Source organism: Paenibacillus xylanexedens (genome assembly GCF_001908275.1).
GTDB classification, from domain to species: domain Bacteria; phylum Bacillota; class Bacilli; order Paenibacillales; family Paenibacillaceae; genus Paenibacillus; species Paenibacillus xylanexedens_A.
Genome location: NZ_CP018620.1, coordinates 3,817,356 through 3,839,455, shown reverse-complemented (window position 1 = coordinate 3,839,455; position 22,100 = coordinate 3,817,356). Strand labels below are relative to the sequence as shown.

General features: G+C 46.9%; 16 protein-coding genes and 1 pseudogene. 7 read left to right on the top strand and 10 right to left on the bottom strand.

Annotated features, from left to right (window positions below; all coding sequences use genetic code 11):
- Positions 1-126: 126 nt before the first annotated feature.
- From BS614_RS17205 to BS614_RS17195, 3 genes are read left to right on the top strand one after another with little or no spacing between them, the layout of a single operon-like run.
- Entirely contained in the window at positions 127-552 is a 426-nt protein-coding gene (locus BS614_RS17205) for a DMT family transporter (RefSeq protein ID WP_036608521.1), read from the top strand.
- A gap of 46 nt (positions 553-598) precedes the next feature.
- Positions 599-1,297, top strand: coding sequence for a Crp/Fnr family transcriptional regulator (locus BS614_RS17200; RefSeq protein ID WP_047842749.1), 699 nt, complete (start codon positions 599-601; stop codon positions 1,295-1,297).
- Positions 1,298-1,311: 14 nt separating this feature from the next.
- A complete protein-coding gene (locus BS614_RS17195) occupies positions 1,312-1,800 on the top strand; it encodes a DMT family transporter (RefSeq protein ID WP_074094855.1) in 489 nt (162 codons plus the stop codon).
- Positions 1,801-1,886: 86 nt separating this feature from the next.
- Here the strand turns inward: BS614_RS17195 and BS614_RS17190 are convergent, their stop codons facing one another.
- The 3 genes from BS614_RS17190 to BS614_RS17180 all read right to left on the bottom strand — a co-directional run bounded on the left by BS614_RS17190 (position 1,887) and on the right by BS614_RS17180 (position 6,492).
- The gene (locus tag BS614_RS17190) at positions 1,887-2,603 is read right to left on the bottom strand and encodes a YebC/PmpR family DNA-binding transcriptional regulator (protein WP_074096883.1); all 717 of its coding nucleotides are present in this window, start codon (positions 2,601-2,603) and stop codon (positions 1,887-1,889) included.
- Between the two features lie 278 nt (positions 2,604-2,881).
- Positions 2,882-4,603 carry an assimilatory sulfite reductase (NADPH) hemoprotein subunit gene (gene cysI / locus BS614_RS17185; protein ID WP_074094854.1) on the bottom strand — a complete coding sequence of 574 codons (1,722 nt, stop codon included), beginning with the start codon at positions 4,601-4,603 and terminating at the stop codon, positions 2,882-2,884.
- Positions 4,604-4,656: 53 nt separating this feature from the next.
- Complete coding sequence (locus tag BS614_RS17180) at positions 4,657-6,492, bottom strand: assimilatory sulfite reductase (NADPH) flavoprotein subunit (protein ID WP_074094853.1); 1,836 nt, start codon at positions 6,490-6,492, stop codon at positions 4,657-4,659.
- Between the two features lie 257 nt (positions 6,493-6,749).
- On the opposite strand from BS614_RS17180, the gene BS614_RS32570 reads away from it, so the two are divergent.
- Together BS614_RS32570 and BS614_RS17170 are read left to right on the top strand one after the other, a co-directional pair.
- Entirely contained in the window at positions 6,750-7,070 is a 321-nt protein-coding gene (locus BS614_RS32570) for a transposase (RefSeq protein WP_074094027.1), read from the top strand.
- Positions 7,067-7,930, top strand: coding sequence for an IS3 family transposase (locus BS614_RS17170; protein WP_074094028.1), 864 nt, complete (start codon positions 7,067-7,069; stop codon positions 7,928-7,930). The genes BS614_RS32570 and BS614_RS17170 overlap by 4 nt, the downstream gene beginning before the upstream one ends.
- Positions 7,931-8,016: 86 nt before the next feature.
- Here BS614_RS17170 and BS614_RS17165 read toward each other — a convergent pair whose 3' ends face one another.
- Complete coding sequence (locus BS614_RS17165; protein ID WP_280523071.1) at positions 8,017-8,406, bottom strand: winged helix-turn-helix transcriptional regulator; 390 nt, start codon at positions 8,404-8,406, stop codon at positions 8,017-8,019.
- A 177-nt stretch (positions 8,407-8,583) separates the two neighbouring features.
- Here BS614_RS17165 and BS614_RS17160 point away from each other — a divergent pair, with 177 nt between their 5' ends.
- The gene (locus tag BS614_RS17160; protein ID WP_036670680.1) at positions 8,584-9,144 is read left to right on the top strand and encodes an NAD(P)H oxidoreductase; all 561 of its coding nucleotides are present in this window, start codon (positions 8,584-8,586) and stop codon (positions 9,142-9,144) included.
- 192 nt (positions 9,145-9,336) lie between these two features.
- On the opposite strand, the gene BS614_RS17155 is transcribed toward BS614_RS17160, so the two are convergent.
- Positions 9,337-14,562 (bottom strand): S-layer homology domain-containing protein, encoded by a 5,226-nt coding sequence (locus BS614_RS17155; protein ID WP_074094852.1) that lies wholly within the window; start codon positions 14,560-14,562, stop codon positions 9,337-9,339.
- Positions 14,563-15,015: 453 nt separating this feature from the next.
- Positions 15,016-16,574 (bottom strand): annotated as a pseudogene (locus tag BS614_RS17150) (ABC-F family ATP-binding cassette domain-containing protein).
- A gap of 197 nt (positions 16,575-16,771) precedes the next feature.
- On the opposite strand from BS614_RS17150, the gene BS614_RS17145 reads away from it, so the two are divergent.
- Entirely contained in the window at positions 16,772-17,245 is a 474-nt protein-coding gene (locus tag BS614_RS17145; protein ID WP_074096882.1) for an SET domain-containing protein, read from the top strand.
- A 229-nt stretch (positions 17,246-17,474) separates the two neighbouring features.
- Here the strand turns inward: BS614_RS17145 and BS614_RS17140 are convergent, their stop codons facing one another.
- The 4 genes from BS614_RS17140 to BS614_RS17125 are packed head-to-tail and all read right to left on the bottom strand — an operon-like array spanning position 17,475 to position 22,011.
- On the bottom strand, positions 17,475-18,095 hold the full coding sequence (locus BS614_RS17140) for a DUF1349 domain-containing protein (RefSeq protein WP_244898150.1): 621 nt from the start codon (positions 18,093-18,095) through the stop codon (positions 17,475-17,477).
- Positions 18,096-18,132: 37 nt separating this feature from the next.
- Complete coding sequence (locus BS614_RS17135; RefSeq protein ID WP_074094850.1) at positions 18,133-19,479, bottom strand: dihydrolipoyl dehydrogenase family protein; 1,347 nt, start codon at positions 19,477-19,479, stop codon at positions 18,133-18,135.
- A 50-nt stretch (positions 19,480-19,529) separates the two neighbouring features.
- Positions 19,530-21,044 carry an osmoprotectant update ABC transporter permease/substrate-binding subunit OpuFB gene (gene opuFB, locus BS614_RS17130; RefSeq protein WP_074094849.1) on the bottom strand — a complete coding sequence of 505 codons (1,515 nt, stop codon included), beginning with the start codon at positions 21,042-21,044 and terminating at the stop codon, positions 19,530-19,532.
- The gene (locus BS614_RS17125) at positions 21,037-22,011 is read right to left on the bottom strand and encodes an ABC transporter ATP-binding protein (RefSeq protein WP_074094848.1); all 975 of its coding nucleotides are present in this window, start codon (positions 22,009-22,011) and stop codon (positions 21,037-21,039) included. The genes opuFB and BS614_RS17125 overlap by 8 nt, the downstream gene beginning before the upstream one ends.
- Between the last annotated feature and the right edge of the window lie 89 nt (positions 22,012-22,100).

Here is a 22,100-nt window from a genome sequence, read left to right as displayed (position 1 = left end):
TTTCCCGAGTTCTTTATTGTACTCTAGATGCTGTGACTTCAAAGCTCAGGACATTTGTCCTTGGCGTTCAGAGTCAATTTATCATTTAATAATAGAAGTCGAAGTGATTGAATAAGGAGCGTACATATGAGAGGAATTATTTTTGCATTACTGGGCGGCGCGTGTATCACGCTCCAAGGGGTTGCCAATACTCGGATTAGCACCGACATGGGCACATGGCAGGCCGCTACGATTACACAACTGACAGGATTCATCTTAGCGGCGCTGATCCTAATGTTTGTTAGAGACACCAACCTTCAAGGACTCAAACAAGTAAAACCTATGTACCTAGCGGGAGGTGCTTTTGGCGCCGTCATTATTTTCAGCGAAGTGACGGCCATTCAGCAAATTGGGGTTACATTCACGATCTCGGCTCTGCTCATTGCTCAGCTGTTCCTGACTTTTCTAGTGGATAGTAACGGATGGTTCGGCGTGGTGAAACAAAAGATGAAACTGCCGCAATTTCTAGGCATTGCCTTAATGGTGACTGGTGTCATTATTATGAAACTATAGTTTTTAGAAAAAGGATTGAAACATATCGTCGGGGGTGAATAACAGCGTGCAAGAGATCCATAACGAGCAACAATTAATACAATATCTGAAGCAATATCAACTCGAAACTGTATTTCACGAGCCCCTGCGTACACATATGACGTTATGCCACTTTGAGAAGTGTGAACTGATCTGTCGTGAAGGGGAAACTTCCGAATATTTATACGTACTGGTTGAAGGTAAAATCAAGATTTTCACCACCTCCGCACAGGACAAAACGCTGGTGCTTTGTTTCAAAACACCGCTTGAAGTCGTCGGTGACATAGAATATGTCCGTGAAAGCGATATTGTTAATACGGTTCAGGCAGTCTCACCTGTGGTGATGCTTCGCATTCATTATCAATGGCTTGCTGAGCTTGCCAGCGATTATGCACCTTTACTTAAATTTTTGCTTAAAATCATCTCTCACAAATTCTACATTGACTCGAACTTTTCCAATTTCAACCTGATGTATCCCGTTGAGGTTCGTCTAGTCAGCTACCTGCTCTCCATCTCAACAGAAGAAGCGGGCAACGTCGTTCATGAAGAGCTGGACGCGTTCAATCTGACCGACATCGCGAATCTGATCGGCACCAGTTACCGACACCTGAACCGGGTCATCCAGAAGCTCTGTGCAGACGGGTTAATTGAACGACATCAGGGATTGATTATGATCAAGGATCGAGCGGGTCTAAGGGAAATAGCAGGTCACAATATTTATGAATAAGGAGTTCGACAACCATGTTAATCACAGGTATTTCGCTTGCACTACTGGCAGGTGCACTTGTCAGTCTGCAAACGATTTTTAATAGCAAAGTCAATGAACGCACCGGTTCATGGTCCACAACAACGATGGTGCTTTTCACCGGATTCATTGCTTCTTTCCTCATCTCCCTGCTAGTGGAGGGCAAGAATACATTCAGCTTCCAGCATATGCAACCTTGGTACTGGCTCAGTGGAGCCATCGGCGTTGGCGTGGTCTTCTGTCTCGTGCAAGGGATGAAGCTACTTGGTCCCACATATGCCATCTCGATCGTGCTAACATCCCAACTGAGCTTTGCTCTATTGTTTGATTCCATGGGGTGGCTCGGTCTGGAGCAAATTCCTTTTTCATGGAATCAGCTGCTTGGTGTACTTGTCATTGTTGGCGGAATTGTGTTGTTCAAGTTCGGTGGAAGTAAATCGGAAAAATCAGATCAGTCCCCTGGAACGTTGCAGTCTGACTCATAAACAAACAAAAAAAGAGTGTCCGTCCAATCCCGCAGATTGGTCAGACACTCTTTTTATGCAATCAAACCACGTATCGCCTCGTTCTTTTACACGAACTCTACGTTATGGTAGACCTGCTGAACATCTTCAAGGTCTTCAAGCGCATCGATCAGTTTCTCAAACTGAGCTTGTGCATCCTCTGGAAGTTCAATATGGTTTTGCGCAAGCATGGTTAGCTCGGCTACTGTGAACTCAGTAATACCAGCAGCTTTGAATGCTTCTTGTACAGCGTGGAATTGATCCGGTTCTGCATATACAATTACAGCTTCGTCTTCGTCCACGATATCACGTACATCCACATCTGCTTCAAGCAAAAGTTCCAGTACTTCCTCGGAGTTTTTGCCTTCTATACCGATAACCGCTGTTGGATCAAACATGTATGCAACTGAACCACTGACACCCATGTTACCAGCGTTTTTGTTAAACGCAGAGCGCACTTCCGGCGCTGTACGATTCACATTGTTGGTGAGTGCATCAACGATGACCATCGCACCATTCGGTCCGAAGCCTTCATAACGCAACTCTTCATAGTTCTCATCCCCGCTGCCTTTTGCTTTTTCCATCGCACGATCAATGATGGCTTTGGGTACATTATACGTTTTGGCACGTTCCAGCACGACTTTCAGTGCACGGTTCGCTTCCGGGTCCGGTTCGCCCTTCTTGGCAGCTACATAGATCTCAACGCCGAATTTAGCGTAGACCCGGCTCGTGTTTGCATCTTTTGAAGCTTTCTTTTCCTTGATATTATTCCACTTACGACCCATATCGTTTCCGCTCACTTTCAACATTTAATCTGCTTTCTACTATGCCATTATATCTTGTTGAGCGTACTTCAACAAGTTAATACACACGAAATAATGGGAATAACTGCGGCGATTATCCATCTCCATTTGAAGGTTAGCCTCAGTTTATCCTCTCATAAATCTCTCAGCAGCAACTAACGTTACCTCTATTCACTCCATATATAGCAGACAAGAAGCACCCCATAAAGAAATGCTTCCGCCCTAAATCAGTCCTAATTTCAGTTATCTTACTCGGTCAATTAAGCGTGAAATTGTCGACCATCCAACACTTCAGGAACATAACCCACACGAATGACAAAGTCTCCGAAATGTTCACCTTCATTGCGCTCTTTAGCATACTGGTTCACCATTGGAGTTAATGTGTCCAGAATCTCGGTTTCGCCAATGTTTTCTTTGTACAGCTTATTCAAGCGATGTCCGGTGAAGCTGCCACCGAGATACATGTTGTATTTACCCGGCGCTTTACCGATAAATGAAATCTCCGCCAGCATCGGTCTTGCGCATCCGTTCGGGCAACCCGTCATCCGAATGACAATCTCTTTGTCTCTCAGCCCGGCTTCGTCCAGTACAGGCTCCAGTTTGTCGATCAGGGACGGCAAGTAACGTTCGGACTCAGCCATCGCAAGGCCGCAGGTCGGAAACGCAACACAAGCCATGGAACTTCTGCGCAACGCTGAGTAATGCGCACCATCGGTCAGATTATACTGCTGAATCAGCGCTTCGATCTTTTTCTTCTTCTGGCTGCTAATATTACCGATGATCAGATTCTGGTTCGCAGTCAGACGGAAATCACCCGTATGCACTTTGGCAATTTCACGTAAACCCGTCATGAGAGGATATCCATCAACATCCTTTACACGACCATTCTGAATGAACAGCGTGTAGTGCCATCTGCCATTATTACCTTTTACCCAACCATATCGATCTCCGTTAGTCTCAAAATGATACGGGCGTGCCGCATCCAGTTTCCATCCCAGACGGCTGGTCAGCTCTTCGACAAACCACTCCACACCACGATCATCCAGCGTATATTTGAAACGAGCATGTTTACGAACTGCACGATCTCCATAATCACGCTGAATCATAACTGTTTTCTCTGCAACATCAATCATTTGCTCCGGCGTACAGAAACCAATGACTTTGGACACCTGAGGATAGGTTTTGGCGTCACCATGAGACATCCCCATGCCGCCTCCTACGGAAACGTTGAAGCCTTGCAACTTGCCGTTCTCCACAATAGCAATAAAGCCAAGATCCTGTGAATAGACGTCCACATCATTGGATGGTGGTACAGCAATACCGATTTTGAACTTCCGTGGCAAATACACTTTGCCATAGATTGGTTCAACTTCTTCGTCGGAGTCCTGAGAATCAATCACTTTCTCGCCGTCCAGCCATAGCTCATGATAAGCCCGCGTACGAGGGTCCAGATGATTGCTCACCTGACATGCCCACTCATACACTTCAGCATGCACATCAGATTGATTCGGATTCGGGTTACACATCACGTTACGGTTTACGTCACCACATGCAGCCAGTGTGCTTAGCAACGAATCGTTCACTTCGCGAATGGTGTTCTTAAGATCCCACTTCAGTACACCATGCAGTTGGAAAGACTGACGTGTGGTCAGACGAATCGTCTCATTTGCATATTTATGTGCCACTCTGTCCATCATCAACCACTGCTCTGGAGTTACAATCCCACCGGAAGCACGCACACGCAACATGAATTGGTATGCAGGCTCCAGCTTGGATTTGTGACGCTCATTGCGCAGGTCACGGTCATCCTGCATATAACTGCCGTGGTGTTTCATCAGACGGTTGTCGTCCTCTGGAATAGCCCCCGTGATACGATCGGCTAACGTTTCGGTCAGACTTCCGCGCAAGTAATCACTTTTGATCTTTATATCTTCCACATCACTATTCGTGCGCTGTGGGTTAAGTAAGTTATTATAAACCATGCTGCTTTCTCCTCTCGTCTCTGCGGGATGGTGCAATCCGGCTGGGCCGGTAATTAATAGACGTCCCGCTGATAACGTTTCTCCTGCTGTAACCGTGTCAGATATTCCGATGCCTGCTCAGGCGATAAACCGCCTTCTTGTTCAAGAATCGTGGTGAGCGCAGCATGCACATCATGTGCCATTTTTTTCTCGTCACCACAGATATATACGCTTGCACCTTCCTGAAGCCACTGGTACAGTTCTTTGCTGTGTTCCAGCATGCGATGTTGTACATACACTTTCTGTTCCGTATCACGTGAGAAGGCTACATCCATCTTTGTGAGCACACCATCTTTGAGCCAACGCTGCCACTCCGTCTGGTACAAGAAGTCCGTGGCGAAATGCTGATCCCCGTAGAACAGCCATGTCTTGCCCTCTGCTCCTGTTTCTTCACGCTCACCAAGGAAAGATCTGAACGGCGCTACACCTGTACCTGGGCCAACCATGATGATTGGTGTATCCGGGTTCTCAGGCAGCTTGAAATTCGGGTTATGCTGTATATATACAGGCAGGGTGTCGCCAGCTTCGATTCGTTCAGCCAGATGTACCGAGCATACACCGTAACGTTCTCTGCCACGCGCTTCATAACGTACCGTACGAACGGTAAGATGAACTTCATCCGGGAAAGACTTCGAACTACTCGCTATCGAATACAGACGTGCCGGAATTTTGCGAAGAACAGCTACGAATTCTGCAGCAGGAATACCTTTCAGATTATAATCCTGAACCAGATCCAGCAGATCACAGCTATTCATGACTGTACGGAATTCGGAATCATCTGCCAGTAACGCCGTCAGTCCACTCCCAGGATTCAGTTTCGCAAGTTGTTCCACCACCGGTTTCGTCACCGCTGTAATGTCAAAATAACGCAGCAACGCTTCATGCACAGATGCCTGATCTCCGTTTTTATTCACGGTCACACGCTCATCGGCATTCCATCCCATGGCTGCAATCAATTCATCAACAAGGCGCGGGTGATTCTCAGGGAATACCCCAAGGCTGTCACCTGGCTCGTAGTCCAGACTGGAGCCTTCCAAAGACAACTCAATGTGGCGTGTTTCACGATCTGATCCTCTGCCATTCAGATTGAGATTTTCCAACACTTCAGCCTTGAATGGATTCGTGCGATCATATTCGGATTCCCCGCCGCTCACCGCTGCTGTGACAGCCTCAGTGGTTACCGTACTCGCACCAGCAGATGTACTACTTAAGGATGCCAGTACTTCATTCATCCACTCTGCAGCTGCTTCATCAAAATCAACATCACAGTCCACACGCGGTACAAGCGCTGTACCACCCAACTCCTGCAATCGTTTATCGAAGTCCTTACCTGTCTGACAGAAGAACTCATAGGAGGTATCTCCCAGAGCCAACACCGAGTAACGAAGTCCTTCAAGCTTCGGAGCCCGTTTGCTGTTCAGGAATTCATGCAGCGGAATCGCATTATCTGGTGGTTCGCCTTCGCCATGCGTACTGACGATGATGAGAAGATTTTCAATTTTCTTGAGTCCGTTCGGTTTGAAATCTCCCATCGATGACAACGTTACCTGAAGACCTTGCTCTTCAAGTTTCTTGGCCAGCTTTTTCGATAGGCTACTGGAATTCCCGGTTTGTGAACCGAAGAGTACGGTAACTTCCCGGGATACTGGCGGAGCACTGACAGGTGCAATACCTGTAGTTGGTGCAGCCTGTACCAGGTTAGCTGGAGCCGCTATTGTCGCGCTTGCCTGAATTGCTGCAATATATCCGCTCAACCAAGTACGTTGTCCATCGGTCAATGTAGGAATAAGACGATTAAGCAGTTCAACTTGTTCTTGATTAAAAGGGCTGTTTGTCACTTGAAGTTCCACTGTTTGCCACCTCGCGCATTGCTTCGATTTTAATTCCGACTAAAATCATCACATTAATTTAATTTCTTCTCTCTAAAACCTAACACACCAGGTGTTAAGGGTCAATTTCGATGATTTTATAGCATTTATCAGTTTCGCTGATAAAGGACAAAAAACAACAAAAACCCTCCTTTTGGTATTATCCCCTTTAAGTAGACACTAAAAAAAAACTTCATGTTATCATGGAGGTTCAAGTGATACTTGGAGGGGATATTTTTATGGCGAAAAAAGGGCAAACATTTCAGACATATACGGAAGAATTCAAATTGAATGCAGTTAGATCCTATGTCGAAGGTTCTTCAAGTTACAAGGTGGTTGCTGAGCGCGAGGGGATTCGAAACTGTTCACAACTGAAGGTGTGGGTGAAAAAGTGGAAAAACGGGGAAGCGTTCGATGAGCGAAAAAACAGTGTGCCCAATCCACTGAAGGGACGTCCCCGTAAAGCCTTTGGCAGCGTGGAGGAAGAACGAGACTATCTTCAAGCACAGGTGGATTATTTAAAAAAGCGGTATCCAAATCTAGTAAAGGAGAAGCGCTGAGCCAACGGGAGAACTACGATATCATAGATGAATTGCGCTGCTCGCATGACATTACACGCCTATTATCGATTACAGGAATACCCCGTTCCAGTTACTACAAATGGCGAGCAACACAGCCGCAGCGAGATGCAAGACAAGACCGTGACCGTGAGATCAAAGAACACATGATGGCTATTCATTTTGAAAACCGAGAGTTTGGTTATCCTCGTATGACAACGGCGCTCTGGGAGTCTGGCCTGAACGTGAATCACAAGAAAGTATATCGAATCATGCGGGAACTATCGATCCAATCAGTGATTCGCAAGAAGCGGAAGAAGTCCAGCTATACGCCATCTGTGATCTATCCGAATCGCCTAAAGCGCCAATTTCATGCTACAGCACCCCAGCAAAAAATGGTGACGGATATTACCTATATTTCGGATGGGAATTCATTCGTTTACCTGTCCGTGATTCAAGACTTGTTCAACAACGAGATTGTAGCTTGGCAGTTATCTAAACGGAACGATGTTCAGCTCGTATTGGATACGGTGGAACAATGGACACAAAAAAGAGACGTTTCAGAAGCCGTGCTCCATTCGGATCAGGGCTTCCAATATACGTCTCAGGCGTACAACACACGATTAGAAGCATTCGGCATTAAGGGCAGCCACTCTCGCAAAGCAACCTGCCTGGATAACGCATGCATCGAATCCTTCTTTTCGCATCTCAAGACAGAGAAGCTGTACCTTAATCAGTGTAATTCAGAAGTAGAGATTCGACAAGCCGTGGAAGATTATATGTACAATTACAATTACCGACGTTTTCAAGCCAAACTCAAACAGCGCGCACCGATTGAATATCGATGCGCGCTGGCAGCATAGCTTTTTTCATCTGTCTACTTGACAGGGGTATGACCACTTTTCAAATCAAGGACGGTTTTTGTTTTAATTTTAATTTGGCGGCCAGCTCAAGTTGAAGTTGAAAGTGGAATATAGTCACTAAAATGATCTCCAAGCACTCTGCTTTTATCTCCGTATACTCTGTCCAAGTGATTCTCTCCCCACAGACATATGCGGTCAATGATGTCCTGTAGTGTCAAGCCGTACTCTGTCAGCTCATACTCTACCTTGGGCGGAATCTGAGGATGAATGATCCGATGGATGATTTCATTCTTTTCCAGTTCACGCAGCTGCTGGGTTAAGACTTTCTGGGTAATGCCAGGAATGGCTCTGCGAAGTTCGCTTGTTCGTTTTTTACCTGATATCAACTGATGCAGAATAAGAATCCTCCATTTTCCACCGACCAGTTCCAGCATCGCCTGAACACCACTCTCATATTTTTTCATTTCTTGTTCCACTTGTACTCCCCCATAATTCACATATATGTATATCCGTTATTAAAAGTAACCGAAGAACCCCAAAGTATCTACAGCACTCTCAGGTGCGTACTTCTCAAGAAGATGTCATGAAACTTATAATAACATTGGTCAGAATGTTTAACCAAAATAAAAAGAAAAAAGGATGGTTACTCCTACATGAAAGTTAAACTGGTCGTTACTCACCCAAGACAGGATTCCCTAACATTTGCCGTGATGAATCGTTTTATAGAAGGTATGCAGGAGAATTCCCATGAAATCGATATACTCGATCTATATCATGACGGATTCGATCCCCTATATCGTGTAGAAGATGAGCGAGACTGGCAAAATCCCGATAAACAGCATGCCCCTGTGATTCGCAAAGAGCTGGATCGTGTGCTTGCGGCTGATGCCATTGTATTTGTTTTCCCGATCTGGTGGTACAACGTCCCCTCCATGCTCAAAGCTTATCTGGACAAGGTATGGAACATGGGTCTGCTGAACAAGGCAAACTCCAAAAAGGCACTGTGGATTGCACTAGCTGGGGGGACGGAGGCTTCATTCCATAAATACGACTATTACAACATGATTTCCAACTATCTAAATAATGGGATCGCAGGCTATGCGAGAATGCAGGAATCCCGAGTCGAATTCCTCTATGAAACCATTTCAGAATCCAAAGAACATATCGAAAGCTTGCTGGAGCAAGCATATCAAATCGGCAAACATTACAATTAACAATTCGCAGACATTACAGATAATAATTCGTATAATCTACAGATAACAACTGTAAAACGACATTAAACTACTCGTTCGGTGAGTAAATTACTTATCGCCCATGGCTGGCGTACAATTAAGAAGGCTTACTCCAACCTGGGTTCCAGGTCAAAGTAAGCCTTCTTTTTCAAACGCTACGGTTCTGGTGTATCATCATTTCTTCCATACCAGTTTGCTCATCATCGCATATAACAACGTAGCCGATTCGGCTCGGGTTGCTTCGGCAAGTGGTTTCACCTCACCGTTGTACCCGTGGGCGATGCCCAGATCTACAAGTAATGCCACACTATCCCGGGCATAAGAGCGAATCTCGGAAGCGTCACGGAAACGAGTAAGGTTATCTGTTCCAGCCTTCTCGGAGTCAACCAGTCCAGCCGCCGCAAGTGCTCTCACTGTCAATGTCATCATCTCCTGACGAGTGATCGTGGACTCTGGTAAGAAGCGCCCGTCACCTGTACCACTGGTGATACCTAGCGAACGCGCAGCTGTAACGGCTTGGTAATATGGAGCCTTTTCGTTTACATCAGAGAACGCATTCCCGGAAGAAGCATTCAAGCCCAGCGCAGTCATCAACCACTGCATGTATTGGCCGCGGGTCATCTCCTGTTTTGGATGTAACTGCGTGGAATCACCACTTGCCTCAGCATCAATTACACCTCTAACAGCCAAAGCCTCCATTGCTTTCTTGGCCCACTGCACTTCTGCAAGATCTGCGAATGTCTGCTCAACAGGCACAACAGCATAATTTCCTGTGAGTGATGTTACGGAAAATACAAGTTGCCCGCTGTTTGGATCGTAGTAACTTTGCGGTAATGGAGTTGCCACACCGTTCGCGCCGATAGCAAATGCTACAATCCGATCCTGCTGAGCATTTTGTGAGGATTGGAAAGGCAGACGAAGTATCAATTCGCTTTCCGATGGCCATGGTTGACCATCCAGTTGAAGTTCGAGTTGGACTCCATATTGCGTGCCAAGCTGATCTGCGACTGTTTTTGGCAGCTCCGTTCTGACCAGTCGGATTGATGCAATCCCATCACCAACTATATCCTTTGTTAACAGTGTCGCAGGAAGCTCCAACGTTCCCAGCTCTGTAACAATGTTGAACACATGTGACTCTCCCTGATCTATTAACGCAGAGGCAGGCAGAGATACTTCATATACCGTTGCTCCCGAAACCGGCTTCAGCCGAAGTTCGACCAAGCGCTGACCCGCATCCGTTGAAGGGGCAACTTGAAAAGCCTCTTTAATCGTTGAAGCATCCACATTGGACTGCACTACACCCTTCTGGTCAGACTGTCCCTGCAACTCCAGAACTGAACGGTCTTTCTCAGGTTTAGGCTGTGGTGCAGCATTCTCTGTACTTGGACTTCCACTTCCTGATTGTCCGCCATTGTTGCCTGAACCAGAACCATTTCCTGAATTCCCACCGGAATTGCCGCCTGTATTACCGCCCGAACCAGGGTCCGTACCTCCAGGGGAAGGAACAGATGCGAGCACCTTCACCGTCAACGGTACAGTCAGGGCTCTGCTGTCGTCAGAAGCTCGAGTAATTTCCAACTCCAATGTTACCGTTGTTTCCTTAGATGGTGGGATAATCGTTCCATCGGTTTGAATGACGGACGGTACCGAACTGGAAGCGATCTTCAGCGTGAACCCTTGTGGCACGGATGGTAACTTCAGTTTTTTTGCACCTGCGGAAGGCTGTTCCAGTGCCGTAATCCCTGTTGCTACATCGGCAGCGCTCTGCTGAGCCGTGTGCACCTGATAAGCGGAAGATACACCTCTCAAGGATTGTCCCGTCGCATCAAAAGCTTCCACTTTGTAATAATATTCCGTGCCGGGGTTCAGTTCACTGTCCGTGTAATCCCGTCCATTGCCGCTGTAGACCACCTTATACTCTCCTTGCTCACGATCTGAGCGGTAGAGCTTGTAGCTTGCTGCACCAAGATGAGCATCCCAGCGAAGCGTTGCGCTCGTTGAATCTAACGCATCAGCATTAAGGCCAGCACTATCATTTGCAGGTGGCGCGGCGTCAGGTTTAACGATCATAATCCAGCTAATCATCGGGTCCTGCGATGCCGTATTGCTCACGGTCAACTCCAGTTTGTTGTCCGACACGCTGATGCCTTTGTGGGCTCTAACGCTGGCAGGCGTAAAAGTAACTGCACCGGTATTGTTGCCATTGATGATGAAATTCGCTCTGCGCGATGTATTGCTCCACGGATCGTTGAATCCGGCGTAGACATCGTATGTCCCGTTTGGCACATCAAATCTATAAGTTAAGTCCGTGCCTTTAGGAGAATTGCTGACATTTCCACCGTTCAGGTAACGTACGGTCGAGAATATATCCCCGCCATTCGAACCGGATGCCAGTGCATCTGCGCTGACATAACCCCAATTACGTCCCTCAGCTGGAGCGTACATCTGGTCCGCCGTTCCCGGGTTCGCAAGCGTTCCTTTCATATAGGCCCCCATGAGATTGTAATCAGCCGTTTCGTAACCTCCGCTATTCACAAAATATAGTGCATTCTCTGGAATGACGTTTACACGAACCGCCTGCTTTTTGTTGTTATATTCCGGTGTCGTTACCTGCAACGTAAGCGGTCCTGGCTTAGAAAAATCTTCTGCCGTCATGGCCCGGTTATCAATTGTCCATACCGCTGGCGTTGACACCAGTTCCCCACCGTCGCGTACATTCAATGTCGTTGGCAAGGATGGTACTTTGCCAAGCGCCACGGCTTCTGGCAAGGGATCAGCGATATCAACCTTGCCCATCGAATTCAGCAGATCAGGTGTCCAGCTGTTATACCACTTGATCGCGATGTCGGAGCCTATTCCAAACTCAATTGGCAAGAACACGTATTTTGCAGCATCATTCGAGAAATTGCCACCATTCCACGTATCCCCCACGTAAATGAACTTGCCCTTTTCCGGATCGACCGGAATGACGGAAGTGGTCTGTGTGCCAAATGCCTTGCCTGGTTCAGGATCGGTTGGCAACGTACGCACGAACGGATTGGTCTGCGTTGACCACGGGCCAAAAATGTTATCCGCCACCGTCACTTTGTTTTCGTTAGGGGCCCAACCGGAAGCTCCGGAAGTCAAAATATAATATTTCCCCTGATACTTGAACATCGCCGGTGCTTCGCGTTGCCCTCCCGGGAATACACGCACGTAATCTACGCCGTATTCCGCCTGATAGGTGGAATCTCGTACCGGATTGCCTTTGTCATCCGTTCGTCCTTCCTTATGCCACCCTGTTACGTCGCTGTAGTCTTCATTCAGTTTGGAGATATAGAGCGTCAGGTTTTCCTCACTGGAGTAGATCAGATAGCCAGTGCCGTCATCGTCCTTGAACAACGTCATGTCACGTGCCATACCCTTATCACTTGGAAAGTAATCTTTCTCCCCTTCCGGGGCTCTGTCCATCCGGTAACTCTTCTGATAAACAAAAGGTCCAGTTGGAGAGTCACTGATCGCATAACCGGCTTTCGCCTTACCGTAGTTCGCATTATCGTTATAGGGGTCCTTGTCGCCATCCATGTGGGCCCACATTACGTATTTCTTCGTTTTGTCGTTGTAAATGACCTTTGGTCGTTCAATAATCCGTCCTTTGCGGATATCTGCCCAGATATCCACGCGGTCTTCACGCCCCGCATACAATTTGGAGATCAACGGGTCATTGTCAAAATCATCCATGGATTGAAGTGTTGTTAGCGCCATGCCTTCATCCGTCCAATTCATCAGGTCCTTGGATGAATACACACGCACACCAACAGCTGGCCAGCCGCCCTTATGATATTCGCCATACCAGTAATAGGTCTCCGTCTGTTCATCATAGAAAAAGCCAGCCCCATGCGCATCAATCGGCTTCCCGTCCAGATCTGGCCACAATTGCCCCGGTGTGATGCTTGTGCGAAGTGTGGCAACACCCAACGGTGCGGATGCTGGAGAAGTTACGCCGTCCACGGTCGCCTGAATGATGTAAAAATATCCTGTGCCCATCGTCAACCCACTATCGTTAAACGTGTTTTCATTCCCGCTATAGACCTGTTGATACGTACCCGTAGCACTGGTAGACCTGGAGAGCGTATACGTTACATCAGATCCAGTAAGGGCATTCCACCCCAGAGAGATTGATGTATCTGTCACAGCTGTGGCAACGAATTCTGCTGGAGAGTCAATGGAGTATGTCGTGCCTTCTGCAACAGTGGGCGCTGACTCACCAGCTGCATTAAAGGCCGTCACACGATAGCTGTAGCTGGTGCCCGGCTCAAGTGCATTATCCGTGAATGTGAGCCCTTTACCTTCATAGATTTGCTCGTATTGCTCACTTCCAGCTTCGGCCCGAACCACGCGATAACCAGTTGACTTGTCCACGGCGGCCCAAGATAACTTCACGCTCGTTGCGTTGAGTGCTTCGGCCTTCAGTTCGCTCGGAGCTTGAGGGGCCGTCGCTGTAGTTCGTACTTCCAGCGGCGCAGACCACAAGGATTCAGTTAATCCTCCGTATTCATAGGCAAGCTTGTAATAATACACCGTATCCCCACTTAATCCTTCATCCGTGTGTTCCAAAGTTCCGGTACTGGTTACCAGAGAATAACCTCCTTCAGGCGTAGAGGAACGGTACAGGCGATAGGCTGATGCACCTACGATTTCAGACCATTGTAGGGAAACCGAAGATGCCGTCTGCTCTGCAATGGTGAGCAAAGCATCGTTCACTGGTGGCTTCTCGGCAATAATAACGTCATCCATATGTACCGACTGCCACTTATTTCGAATGCCAACAACACCTGACCCAATGGAAGAATCGTTTAAATCAAATACCAACCGATCGGAGCTATTTTCGGCGATATATCCTCGAATGGTGGCACCCGACAGCACTATTTTGAGTGTGTACCACGTATCTTTGGCAAACGCATAGTCCACCGTTTTCAACGTTGTGTCGCCGTTATTCACCTTTTTGCTGAAGACCAATTTGTTGTTAGGTACCTGCATTTGAAAATAATAATAGTTGCTCTTATCCTGAAACCGCGGCAATATTCCCGGATACCCCTGACCGGCTCCCGTGTAAAAGCGCATGGACACGGTCATGTCCGACATGGAGTCTCCAGTAGAGATGATGCCTTCATTGGTATCGCTCTGGAAAAGCGTAAAGTTGGACGCATCTGTCGGGTCAGCGAACACTTCCCAGTTGCCTGAGCTTACGTTCCACGCGGGTGATTCCGTGTAATTCCCATCCGAAAAATCGTCCTGCAACAATGTGGCGGGTATACTGCTCAGATCGGCATACGCCTTACTCGGCAGCATCAACGGTCCGGAAGACAGCGCAAGTGTTGCAGATAACATAAATATCATGGGTTTCCTGAGTTTATCCAATGTTCATTCTCTCCTTTGGCGTGAAAGATGAAAGCATGGTTCTTGTATGCGCGGTGTTGTTGTTCAGCCTTTCCTCAGCAACCAGTGATTAGTAACGAGCTCTTGTCCACCTCCTTATTTCAATGAAACCGGTTTCATTGGAGTGCAAAAAAAGGCCCGTCTTCTCTTCTAAGTGCAATGATAACCATACGGAATACCGTGTTTTCTTTGCCCCTATACAGTGAAACAGGTTTTTAATATATAAATGTAATCGCTTTCCTGAATTATATTATTGCCTTATTCAAGCTGTCAACTGTGAATTCGGCTCAAACATTTTTCGTTAAAACCACGCAAAAAAGGCGCGAGTTCTGCCTGTTTTGCAAGCAAAATTCGCGCCTTTTCTCACGCTTCGAGCTTGTTCGCAAGCTCGCACGTGATTCGTAATCAAAAGCGGACTTTTTGAACAACCTCTATTTAGAATACTTTTGTTGTCCACGACTCACAGTTCCACGTCTCCGTAACGACATCACGGTAGAATTCCGGTTCGTGGGAGATTAGAAGAATACTGCCTTTGTAAGCCTTGAGCGCACGTTTCAACTCTTCCTTGGCATCAACGTCCAGATGGTTCGTCGGCTCATCGAGCACAAGCAGGTTGGTTTCATTATTGATCAGCTTACAGAGACGCACTTTAGCTTTCTCGCCACCACTCAGTACAGCTACCTTGCTCTCAATGTGTTTTGTAGTCAAACCACATTTTGCAAGTGCAGCACGCACCTCGAATTGGGTATAGGAAGGGAACTCCTGCCAGATCTCTTCAATACATGTATTGTAGTTGGCATCCTTCATCTCTTGCTGGAAGTAACCAATCTCCAGATGTTCACCACGTTGAACGGTTCCTTCCAGAGCTTGAATTTCACCCAAAATACTGCGCATCAGGGTTGTTTTACCGATTCCGTTCGCACCAACAAGGGCGATCTTCTGTCCGCGCTCCATGCGCAGATCCAGTGGTCTGGACAACGGTTCGTTGTAACCAATCACAAGTCCTTTGGTTTCGAAAATGAGCTTGCCGGATGTTCTTGCATCACGGAAGTTGAACTGAGGTTTCGGTTTCTCCTTGGCGATCTCAATGACATCCATCTTGTCGAGTTTCTTCTGTCTGGACATCGCCATATTACGTGTAGCTACACTTGCTTTGTTACGCGCTACAAAATCCTTGAGGTCAGCAATTTCTTGTTGTTGGCGCTTGTACGCCGACTCCAGCTGCTGTTTTCTCATCTCATGCACTTCCTGGAAGTGATCATAATCGCCCACATAGCGAGTTAGATTCTGGTTCTCCATGTGATAGATCAAGTTGATAACACTGTTCAGGAACGGAATATCGTGAGAGATCAGAATAAATGCATTCTCATATTCCTGCAAATAGCGTTTTAGCCATTCGATATGCAATTCATCCAAGTAGTTCGTAGGCTCATCCAGGAGCAAAATATCGGGTTTTTCCAGCAGCAGCTTGGCAAGCAGTACTTTGGTACGCTGTCCACCACTTAGGTCATTGACGTCTTTATCCAGACCGATATCCGTCAGACCCAGACCCCACGTGCGGTTTCATCCACTTTGGCATCGATCATGTAGAAATCCTGGTTTGTCAGCGTATCCTGAATCGTACCTACGTCTTCAAGCAGTTGTTCAAGCTCCTCCGGTGTAACATCGCCCATTTTGCCATACATATCATTCATTTCCTGTTCCATGTCAAACAAATACTGGAACGCGCCGCGAAGTACGTCACGGATCGATTGGCCTTTATTCAATACAGCGTGCTGGTCCAGATAACCAACGCGCATCCGTTTGGACCACTCCACCTTGCCTTCATCCGGCTGAAGTTTTCCTGTAATAATGTTCATGAAGGTGGATTTACCTTCACCATTGGCCCCGATCAGACCAATATGTTCGCCCTTCAAGAGGCGGAATGAAACGTCGTTAAAGATAGCACGGTCACCAAAACCGTGACTTAATTTTTCTACATTTAATATGCTCATTCATGACACCTTTTCTATATAGACTTAATTCTTTGTATATTATAAGCGTTATATCCTGCACAACTCAACGCCATATTCAAAAATATTGCACCTTTTTGTCTGAAATTTGCCTTATATGAAAGTATGGGTTAAAATTTTGCCTTAACGAATTACTATTATATAGAACGGAGCTCCCACAGGAGCATCAGGTGAAGATTATGATTGAAGTGAAACAATCCAAGTTGGGTGATGGTAGTGAGTTTAACCGCGGGGTATTTGCTACCGTTGATATTGCCAAAGGAACGCTTATCCATCAGGCACCCGTTGTGCCTTACCCAAATGAAGATCATGAACATGTCGAAAAAACGATTTTGGAAGATTACGTGTTCGAATATGGGGCGAATCATACGGCCATTCTGCTCGGCTACGGCAGTCTGATCAACCACTCCTATGAACCTAACGCTACTTATGATATCAATTTTGATAACCACACCTTTGACTTCTACGCTTATACAGACATCAAGGCTGGCGACGAAATCGTAATCAATTACAACGGTGAGGAAGACAGTATGGACCCGTTATGGTTCCTGGACGATTACGAGGAGCGTATGCTTGAGTTCAATAAGTCCAATGATGATGAGGTTGAAAAAGAGAACGAGAACGAGTCCGTGGATACGGACACGAGTAAATAAACGTTAAACTCAAGTAAAGTTCGCAAGCACTCTATTGTATGTGCGAAAAGAACTCACTGACCCCGTTGAATGATGAAATGAGTAACTGGAGACTCTTCAGAGTCCAAGTTTAAACACAAAAATAAGCAAGTCCTCCGTTAATGGAAGATTTGCTTATTCGTGTTGTCTTGCTTTCTAAGCCAGATACACCTGTTCATGTTTCATTGTTTATCGTACCTCTTAACTTGTCTTAATCCGTAATCGGTGGATCTGTGTGTAAGTCTTCATCCGGTGTCGTGGATTTCCACTTGGTAAAGGCTACCTCGAACCCTGCCCGCTTCGGTGAACACAGAAATGGACCTGCGTGTTTGTTCGTTGGATAGGCAAACCGCGCAACCCGAATCGTACGCCAAGGATGCTCATCTGTGCGAGCACGAATGACAACAGCCTCATTACTGTAGGAGGCTCTGATTGTTACGATTCGTCCACCCCACTCTGGCACAGGAGAGAGTGACCAATCGGAATACGTATCCGTCACGACGGCTCCAACATGGGCCACGCCATCATTGACCTCAACTCCGGCCTTGATCCATTGGTCTTCTCCATACCATAACATCAATCCCGCCTGATCATATAATTCGGTGAATGAGCTTAGATCAAACGATACCTCAATCGCTTCCGTTCCGTCCCATGGAGCAAGCATGGCATGTCCATCCCGATGACAGAACCCGTAGAATGTGTTCTCCCAGAAGTCACTGCCTTCCCGAGCTTCCACAACGAAACGATTCCCATCCATCCGTGCAGCAACGGGTTCCTTAGTCCACTTGCCTTCATGAAGCCCAATAAAATCCGATGACATCGTTATTTTCATCCTTCCTTCCATCCCAAAGGGGAGTTCATCATCACTTCTAAATTAAAGAACCCAGGTCCGATGCAGCAGTAGGATATGCAAAATTCATGGTGTTTAACTGATCGATGGTCAGATCGAACTGAATCGCCATTGCAAAAAGGTTAATCAATTCTTCTGTTTTGCTCCCGAGCACATGTGCACCCAGAATACGTCCGGTTGATTTGTCGATCACCACTTTGGCCATGGCAAATTTTTCATGAGTTCGCTTGTAAGTATACCATTTCGACATATCATTTACCTGCACCTCGTAGCCATCCTTCTTGGCTTGTTCCGTGCTCATACCTACAGCTCCAAGGGTAGGGACAGTAAACACAATGGAAGGCATCACTTTATAATTAGGTTTGTGTTGATTTCCCTCCAACAAATTGAACGATACAGCCCGGGATTCCTGACCTGCTAACGGGGTTAAAGGCAACCCTTTTGTATCGGTCACATCGCCAGCAGCATACACTCTCGGATTACTTTCACTTTGCAAGTACTCGTTCACCGTAATCCCCTTTTTGCTGTAGCTGACGTTGGCTTTCTCCAATTCCAGCCCATCCACATTAGGAACACGCCCGGCTCCATGAACGACAAGTCCACACTGCCACTGGTGATCTGCACCATTACGTGTGCCATGAACAACATAGGCGTTCCCCTCTTGCCGTATGGACTTCACCTCCGCATTCAAGTGAACATGAATGCCGATCTCTTTCGATTTTTGTAACAGAGATTCCACCAGCTCCGCATCAAACGACTTCAGAGGCTGTTCACTCCGATGCAGGATATGGACTTCCGTCCCGGCTCTGGCCGCAATATGCGCAAACTCAAATGCAATGTATCCACCGCCTACCAGAACTAAACGATCCGGCAACTGTTCCAGATCCAGAAAGTCATCACTATATATAAGATGCTCTGAGCCCTCAATCTCAAGTGGCGCAGGTCTTGCACCGGTAGCAATCAGGATGTGTTTGCCATGGAGCACTTCTTCTCCAACTTGAATATGATTTTCATCGACAAATGTAGCTTTACCATGGAACGTATCCATTCCGGCCTGTTTGAATTGATCTTCACTTGCTCTAGGTATGCTTTCGGTAAAGGTGCGTTTAAAGGCCATAAGTTCAGACCAGTTGATGGTCGCCTGTCCCTGAATTCCTTTCCCTTGCATCCGTTCATTCCAGTCAATCAGCTCCGCCGCTCCGGCCAGTACTTTCTTGGGATCACAGCCACGCAGTGCACACGTTCCGCCGAACTCACGTTCATCAATTACAGCGATTTTCCATCCAGCTTCAGCGCAACGGGTGATAACAGAGCTTGCCGCGCTTCCTGTTCCAATTGCAATCAAGTCATACGTTTCTTGTGTCATCATGGTTCCTCCTCATCCTTTTGGTGCATCTATTGCAGGGATGCCTGAAGTTACAGCAATCCAGCCTGTTTAAGGTACTCTGTTGCAACCTGTTCAGGATTCGCTCCCTCTACGTTCACGTCATAGTTCATCTGACGCATCTCGTCATCCGTAATTTTTCCAGCAAGCTGATTCAGCACCTCAACCAGTTGTGGATATTGATCTGCCGTTTCTTGACGAAGCATCGGCGCGCCTTGATACGGTGGGAACAATTCCTGATCATCCTCCAGCACAACGAGTTCATATTGTCTCAACTCACTATCTGTGGAGTAGGCATCTACCAGATTGATATCGCCACGTTGAACAGCACCATAGCGAAGCTTCGGTTCCATGGTTGCCACGTTCGGGAATTCAATCCCATACTTCTTCTGAATGCCAAGGTAACCGTCTTCCCGATCCGAGAATTCAAGCGTGAATCCTGCCTTCATCTGCTGTTCCACCGGTTTGAGATCCGAAATGGTCTTGAGATTGTATTGATCTGCGATGCTCTTTGGAACGGCCAAAGTATACGTATTGTTGTAATCCATTGGGTTCAGCAGCACCATGTTGAACTGGCTTAACATTCCGTCTCTGGCTTGTTCGTAGACCTCTGTTCGATCCGTACTCACAGCCGTTTCCTTCATAAATTCGGAGATCGCTGTCCCCGTGAATTCGGGATAGATGTCAATATCACCCGACTTGAGTGCATTGAAAAGGAATGGCGTTTTGCCTAACCCGGGTTTTAGTTCAACGGTCAGGTCTGTGTCTTTTTCGATTAACAATTTGTACATATTAATGAGAATTTCGGGTTCCGCCCCCAATTTCCCGGAAATGACGAGATCCTTCTGTCCACCACGTGCCACGAAGGGAATGGTAATCACAAGTATCGCGATTATTGCCAGCGAACCAAGGGTAACCAATGTTTTCTTGAAGGATAACCGCTGGAACTGACGTAATAGTACATCAAACAAAATCGCCAGCAATGCGGCCGGAATGGCTCCAAGGATGATCAATGCCGTATCGTTCCGATCAATGCCCAGCAAAATTAATGCACCCAAACCTCCTGCGCCGATCAAAGCAGCAAGTGTCGCCGTTCCTACAATAAGCACCATCGCGGTCCGAATTCCGGCCATAATGACAGGCATCGCCAGTGGCAGTTCCACTTTGATTAGACGTTGCCAACTATTCATGCCCATCGCATTCGCCGCTTCCACCATGGAAGGATCAACTTCGGATATGCCTGTGTACGTGTTGCGAAGTACGGGGAGCAGTGCATACACCACCAATGCAATAATTGCAGGAAGTGTGCCTATGCCGAATAACGGGATGAGCAATCCGAGAAGCGCCAAGGAAGGTATCGTCTGCAACACAGCCGTAACCCCGATAATTGGTTCAGCCACTCTTGGTTTGCGTGTAAGGTATATACCAAGCGGAATAGCGATGAGGACAGCAAAGAACAATGCGATAAATGAGATCTGAATATGTTCCAGCAGAGCAGACAACAACTGACCTTTGCGCTCACTGAACACCTCCGTGAATCTACTCATGTTCTTCACCTCGTTCCTGTAACTGACCAGACCAGTATTTCATCAGATCAACTCGACTGATCTCGCCAATAATCTGGCGGTTACGTTCAACCAGCAGATGGTCATGGGAAGCCATGATATCAACTAATTCCGTTAACGTAATGGATGCAGGAACGGCGGTTTTGGCTGATTTTGGCACATGACCCGGTGAGAGTGGTGACATGATGGATTCGAGATCAAAATCAGATTGTGAACTCGTATCGGTGTTAGGACTTCCGACAAATTCACGTACGAAATCATTAGCTGGCTGTCGGATCAGTTCTTCCGGAGTGCCTACCTGCAAAACCTGTCCATCCTTCATAATGCAGATGCGATCCCCGAGCTTCATCGCTTCCTGAATATCATGGGTGACAAACACAATTGTTTTTTTCATCTGACGCTGGATATCCAGAATATCGTCCTGCAATTTCTCCCGACTCATTGGATCGAGTGCACTGAACGGTTCATCCATCAAAACTATCTCGGGATCGGCAGCGAGTGCACGCAACACACCAATTCTCTGCTGTTGTCCTCCGGATAACTCGGACGGTTTACGCTCACTGTACGTATCTCCGTGCAAACCCACCATGTCCAGTAACGTATGTACACGCTCCTTAATTTGATCTGACTTCCACTTTCGCAGTTCAGGAACAACTGCAATATTTTCGGCAATTGTCATATGCGGGAATAGTGCAATCTGTTGCAGCACATATCCTATATTCCATCGCAACTCATGAATGTTGTATTCATCGATGGGGCGTTCATTAATACGCACTGTTCCATCTGTTCGCTCAATAAGGCGATTGATCATTTTGAGCATGGTGGTTTTGCCACATCCACTCGGACCAATCATGACAAACAGTTCTCCCTTGTTAATGTTGAGGTTAACCTGACGCAAAGCCGTTGTTCCATCAGGATATTGTTTCGATACATTTTCGAACTGAATCATTCGCTCTCTTCGCCCCTTTATCTAGGGCGTGTCTCAGACACGCCCTAACATTCATCTTCATCTATTTCCCCAAAAGTGTGTTCGTATAA

Excerpts from the sequence above, each read along its gene's own strand:
- BS614_RS17205 (WP_036608521.1), top strand. The coding sequence starts at position 127 with ATGAGAGGAATTATTTTTGCATTACTGGGCGGCGCGTGTATCACGCTC.
- BS614_RS17195 (WP_074094855.1), top strand. The coding sequence starts at position 1,312 with ATGTTAATCACAGGTATTTCGCTTGCACTACTGGCAGGTGCACTTGTC.
- BS614_RS17190 (WP_074096883.1), bottom strand. The coding sequence starts at position 2,603 with ATGGGTCGTAAGTGGAATAATATCAAGGAAAAGAAAGCTTCAAAAGAT.
- cysI (WP_074094854.1), bottom strand. The coding sequence starts at position 4,603 with ATGGTTTATAATAACTTACTTAACCCACAGCGCACGAATAGTGATGTG.
- BS614_RS32570 (WP_074094027.1), top strand. The coding sequence starts at position 6,750 with ATGGCGAAAAAAGGGCAAACATTTCAGACATATACGGAAGAATTCAAA.
- BS614_RS17160 (WP_036670680.1), top strand. The coding sequence starts at position 8,584 with ATGAAAGTTAAACTGGTCGTTACTCACCCAAGACAGGATTCCCTAACA.
- BS614_RS17145 (WP_074096882.1), top strand. The coding sequence starts at position 16,772 with ATGATTGAAGTGAAACAATCCAAGTTGGGTGATGGTAGTGAGTTTAAC.
- BS614_RS17140 (WP_244898150.1), bottom strand. The coding sequence starts at position 18,095 with ATGAAAATAACGATGTCATCGGATTTTATTGGGCTTCATGAAGGCAAG.
- BS614_RS17135 (WP_074094850.1), bottom strand. The coding sequence starts at position 19,479 with ATGACACAAGAAACGTATGACTTGATTGCAATTGGAACAGGAAGCGCG.
- opuFB (WP_074094849.1), bottom strand. The coding sequence starts at position 21,044 with ATGAGTAGATTCACGGAGGTGTTCAGTGAGCGCAAAGGTCAGTTGTTG.
- BS614_RS17125 (WP_074094848.1), bottom strand. The coding sequence starts at position 22,011 with ATGATTCAGTTCGAAAATGTATCGAAACAATATCCTGATGGAACAACG.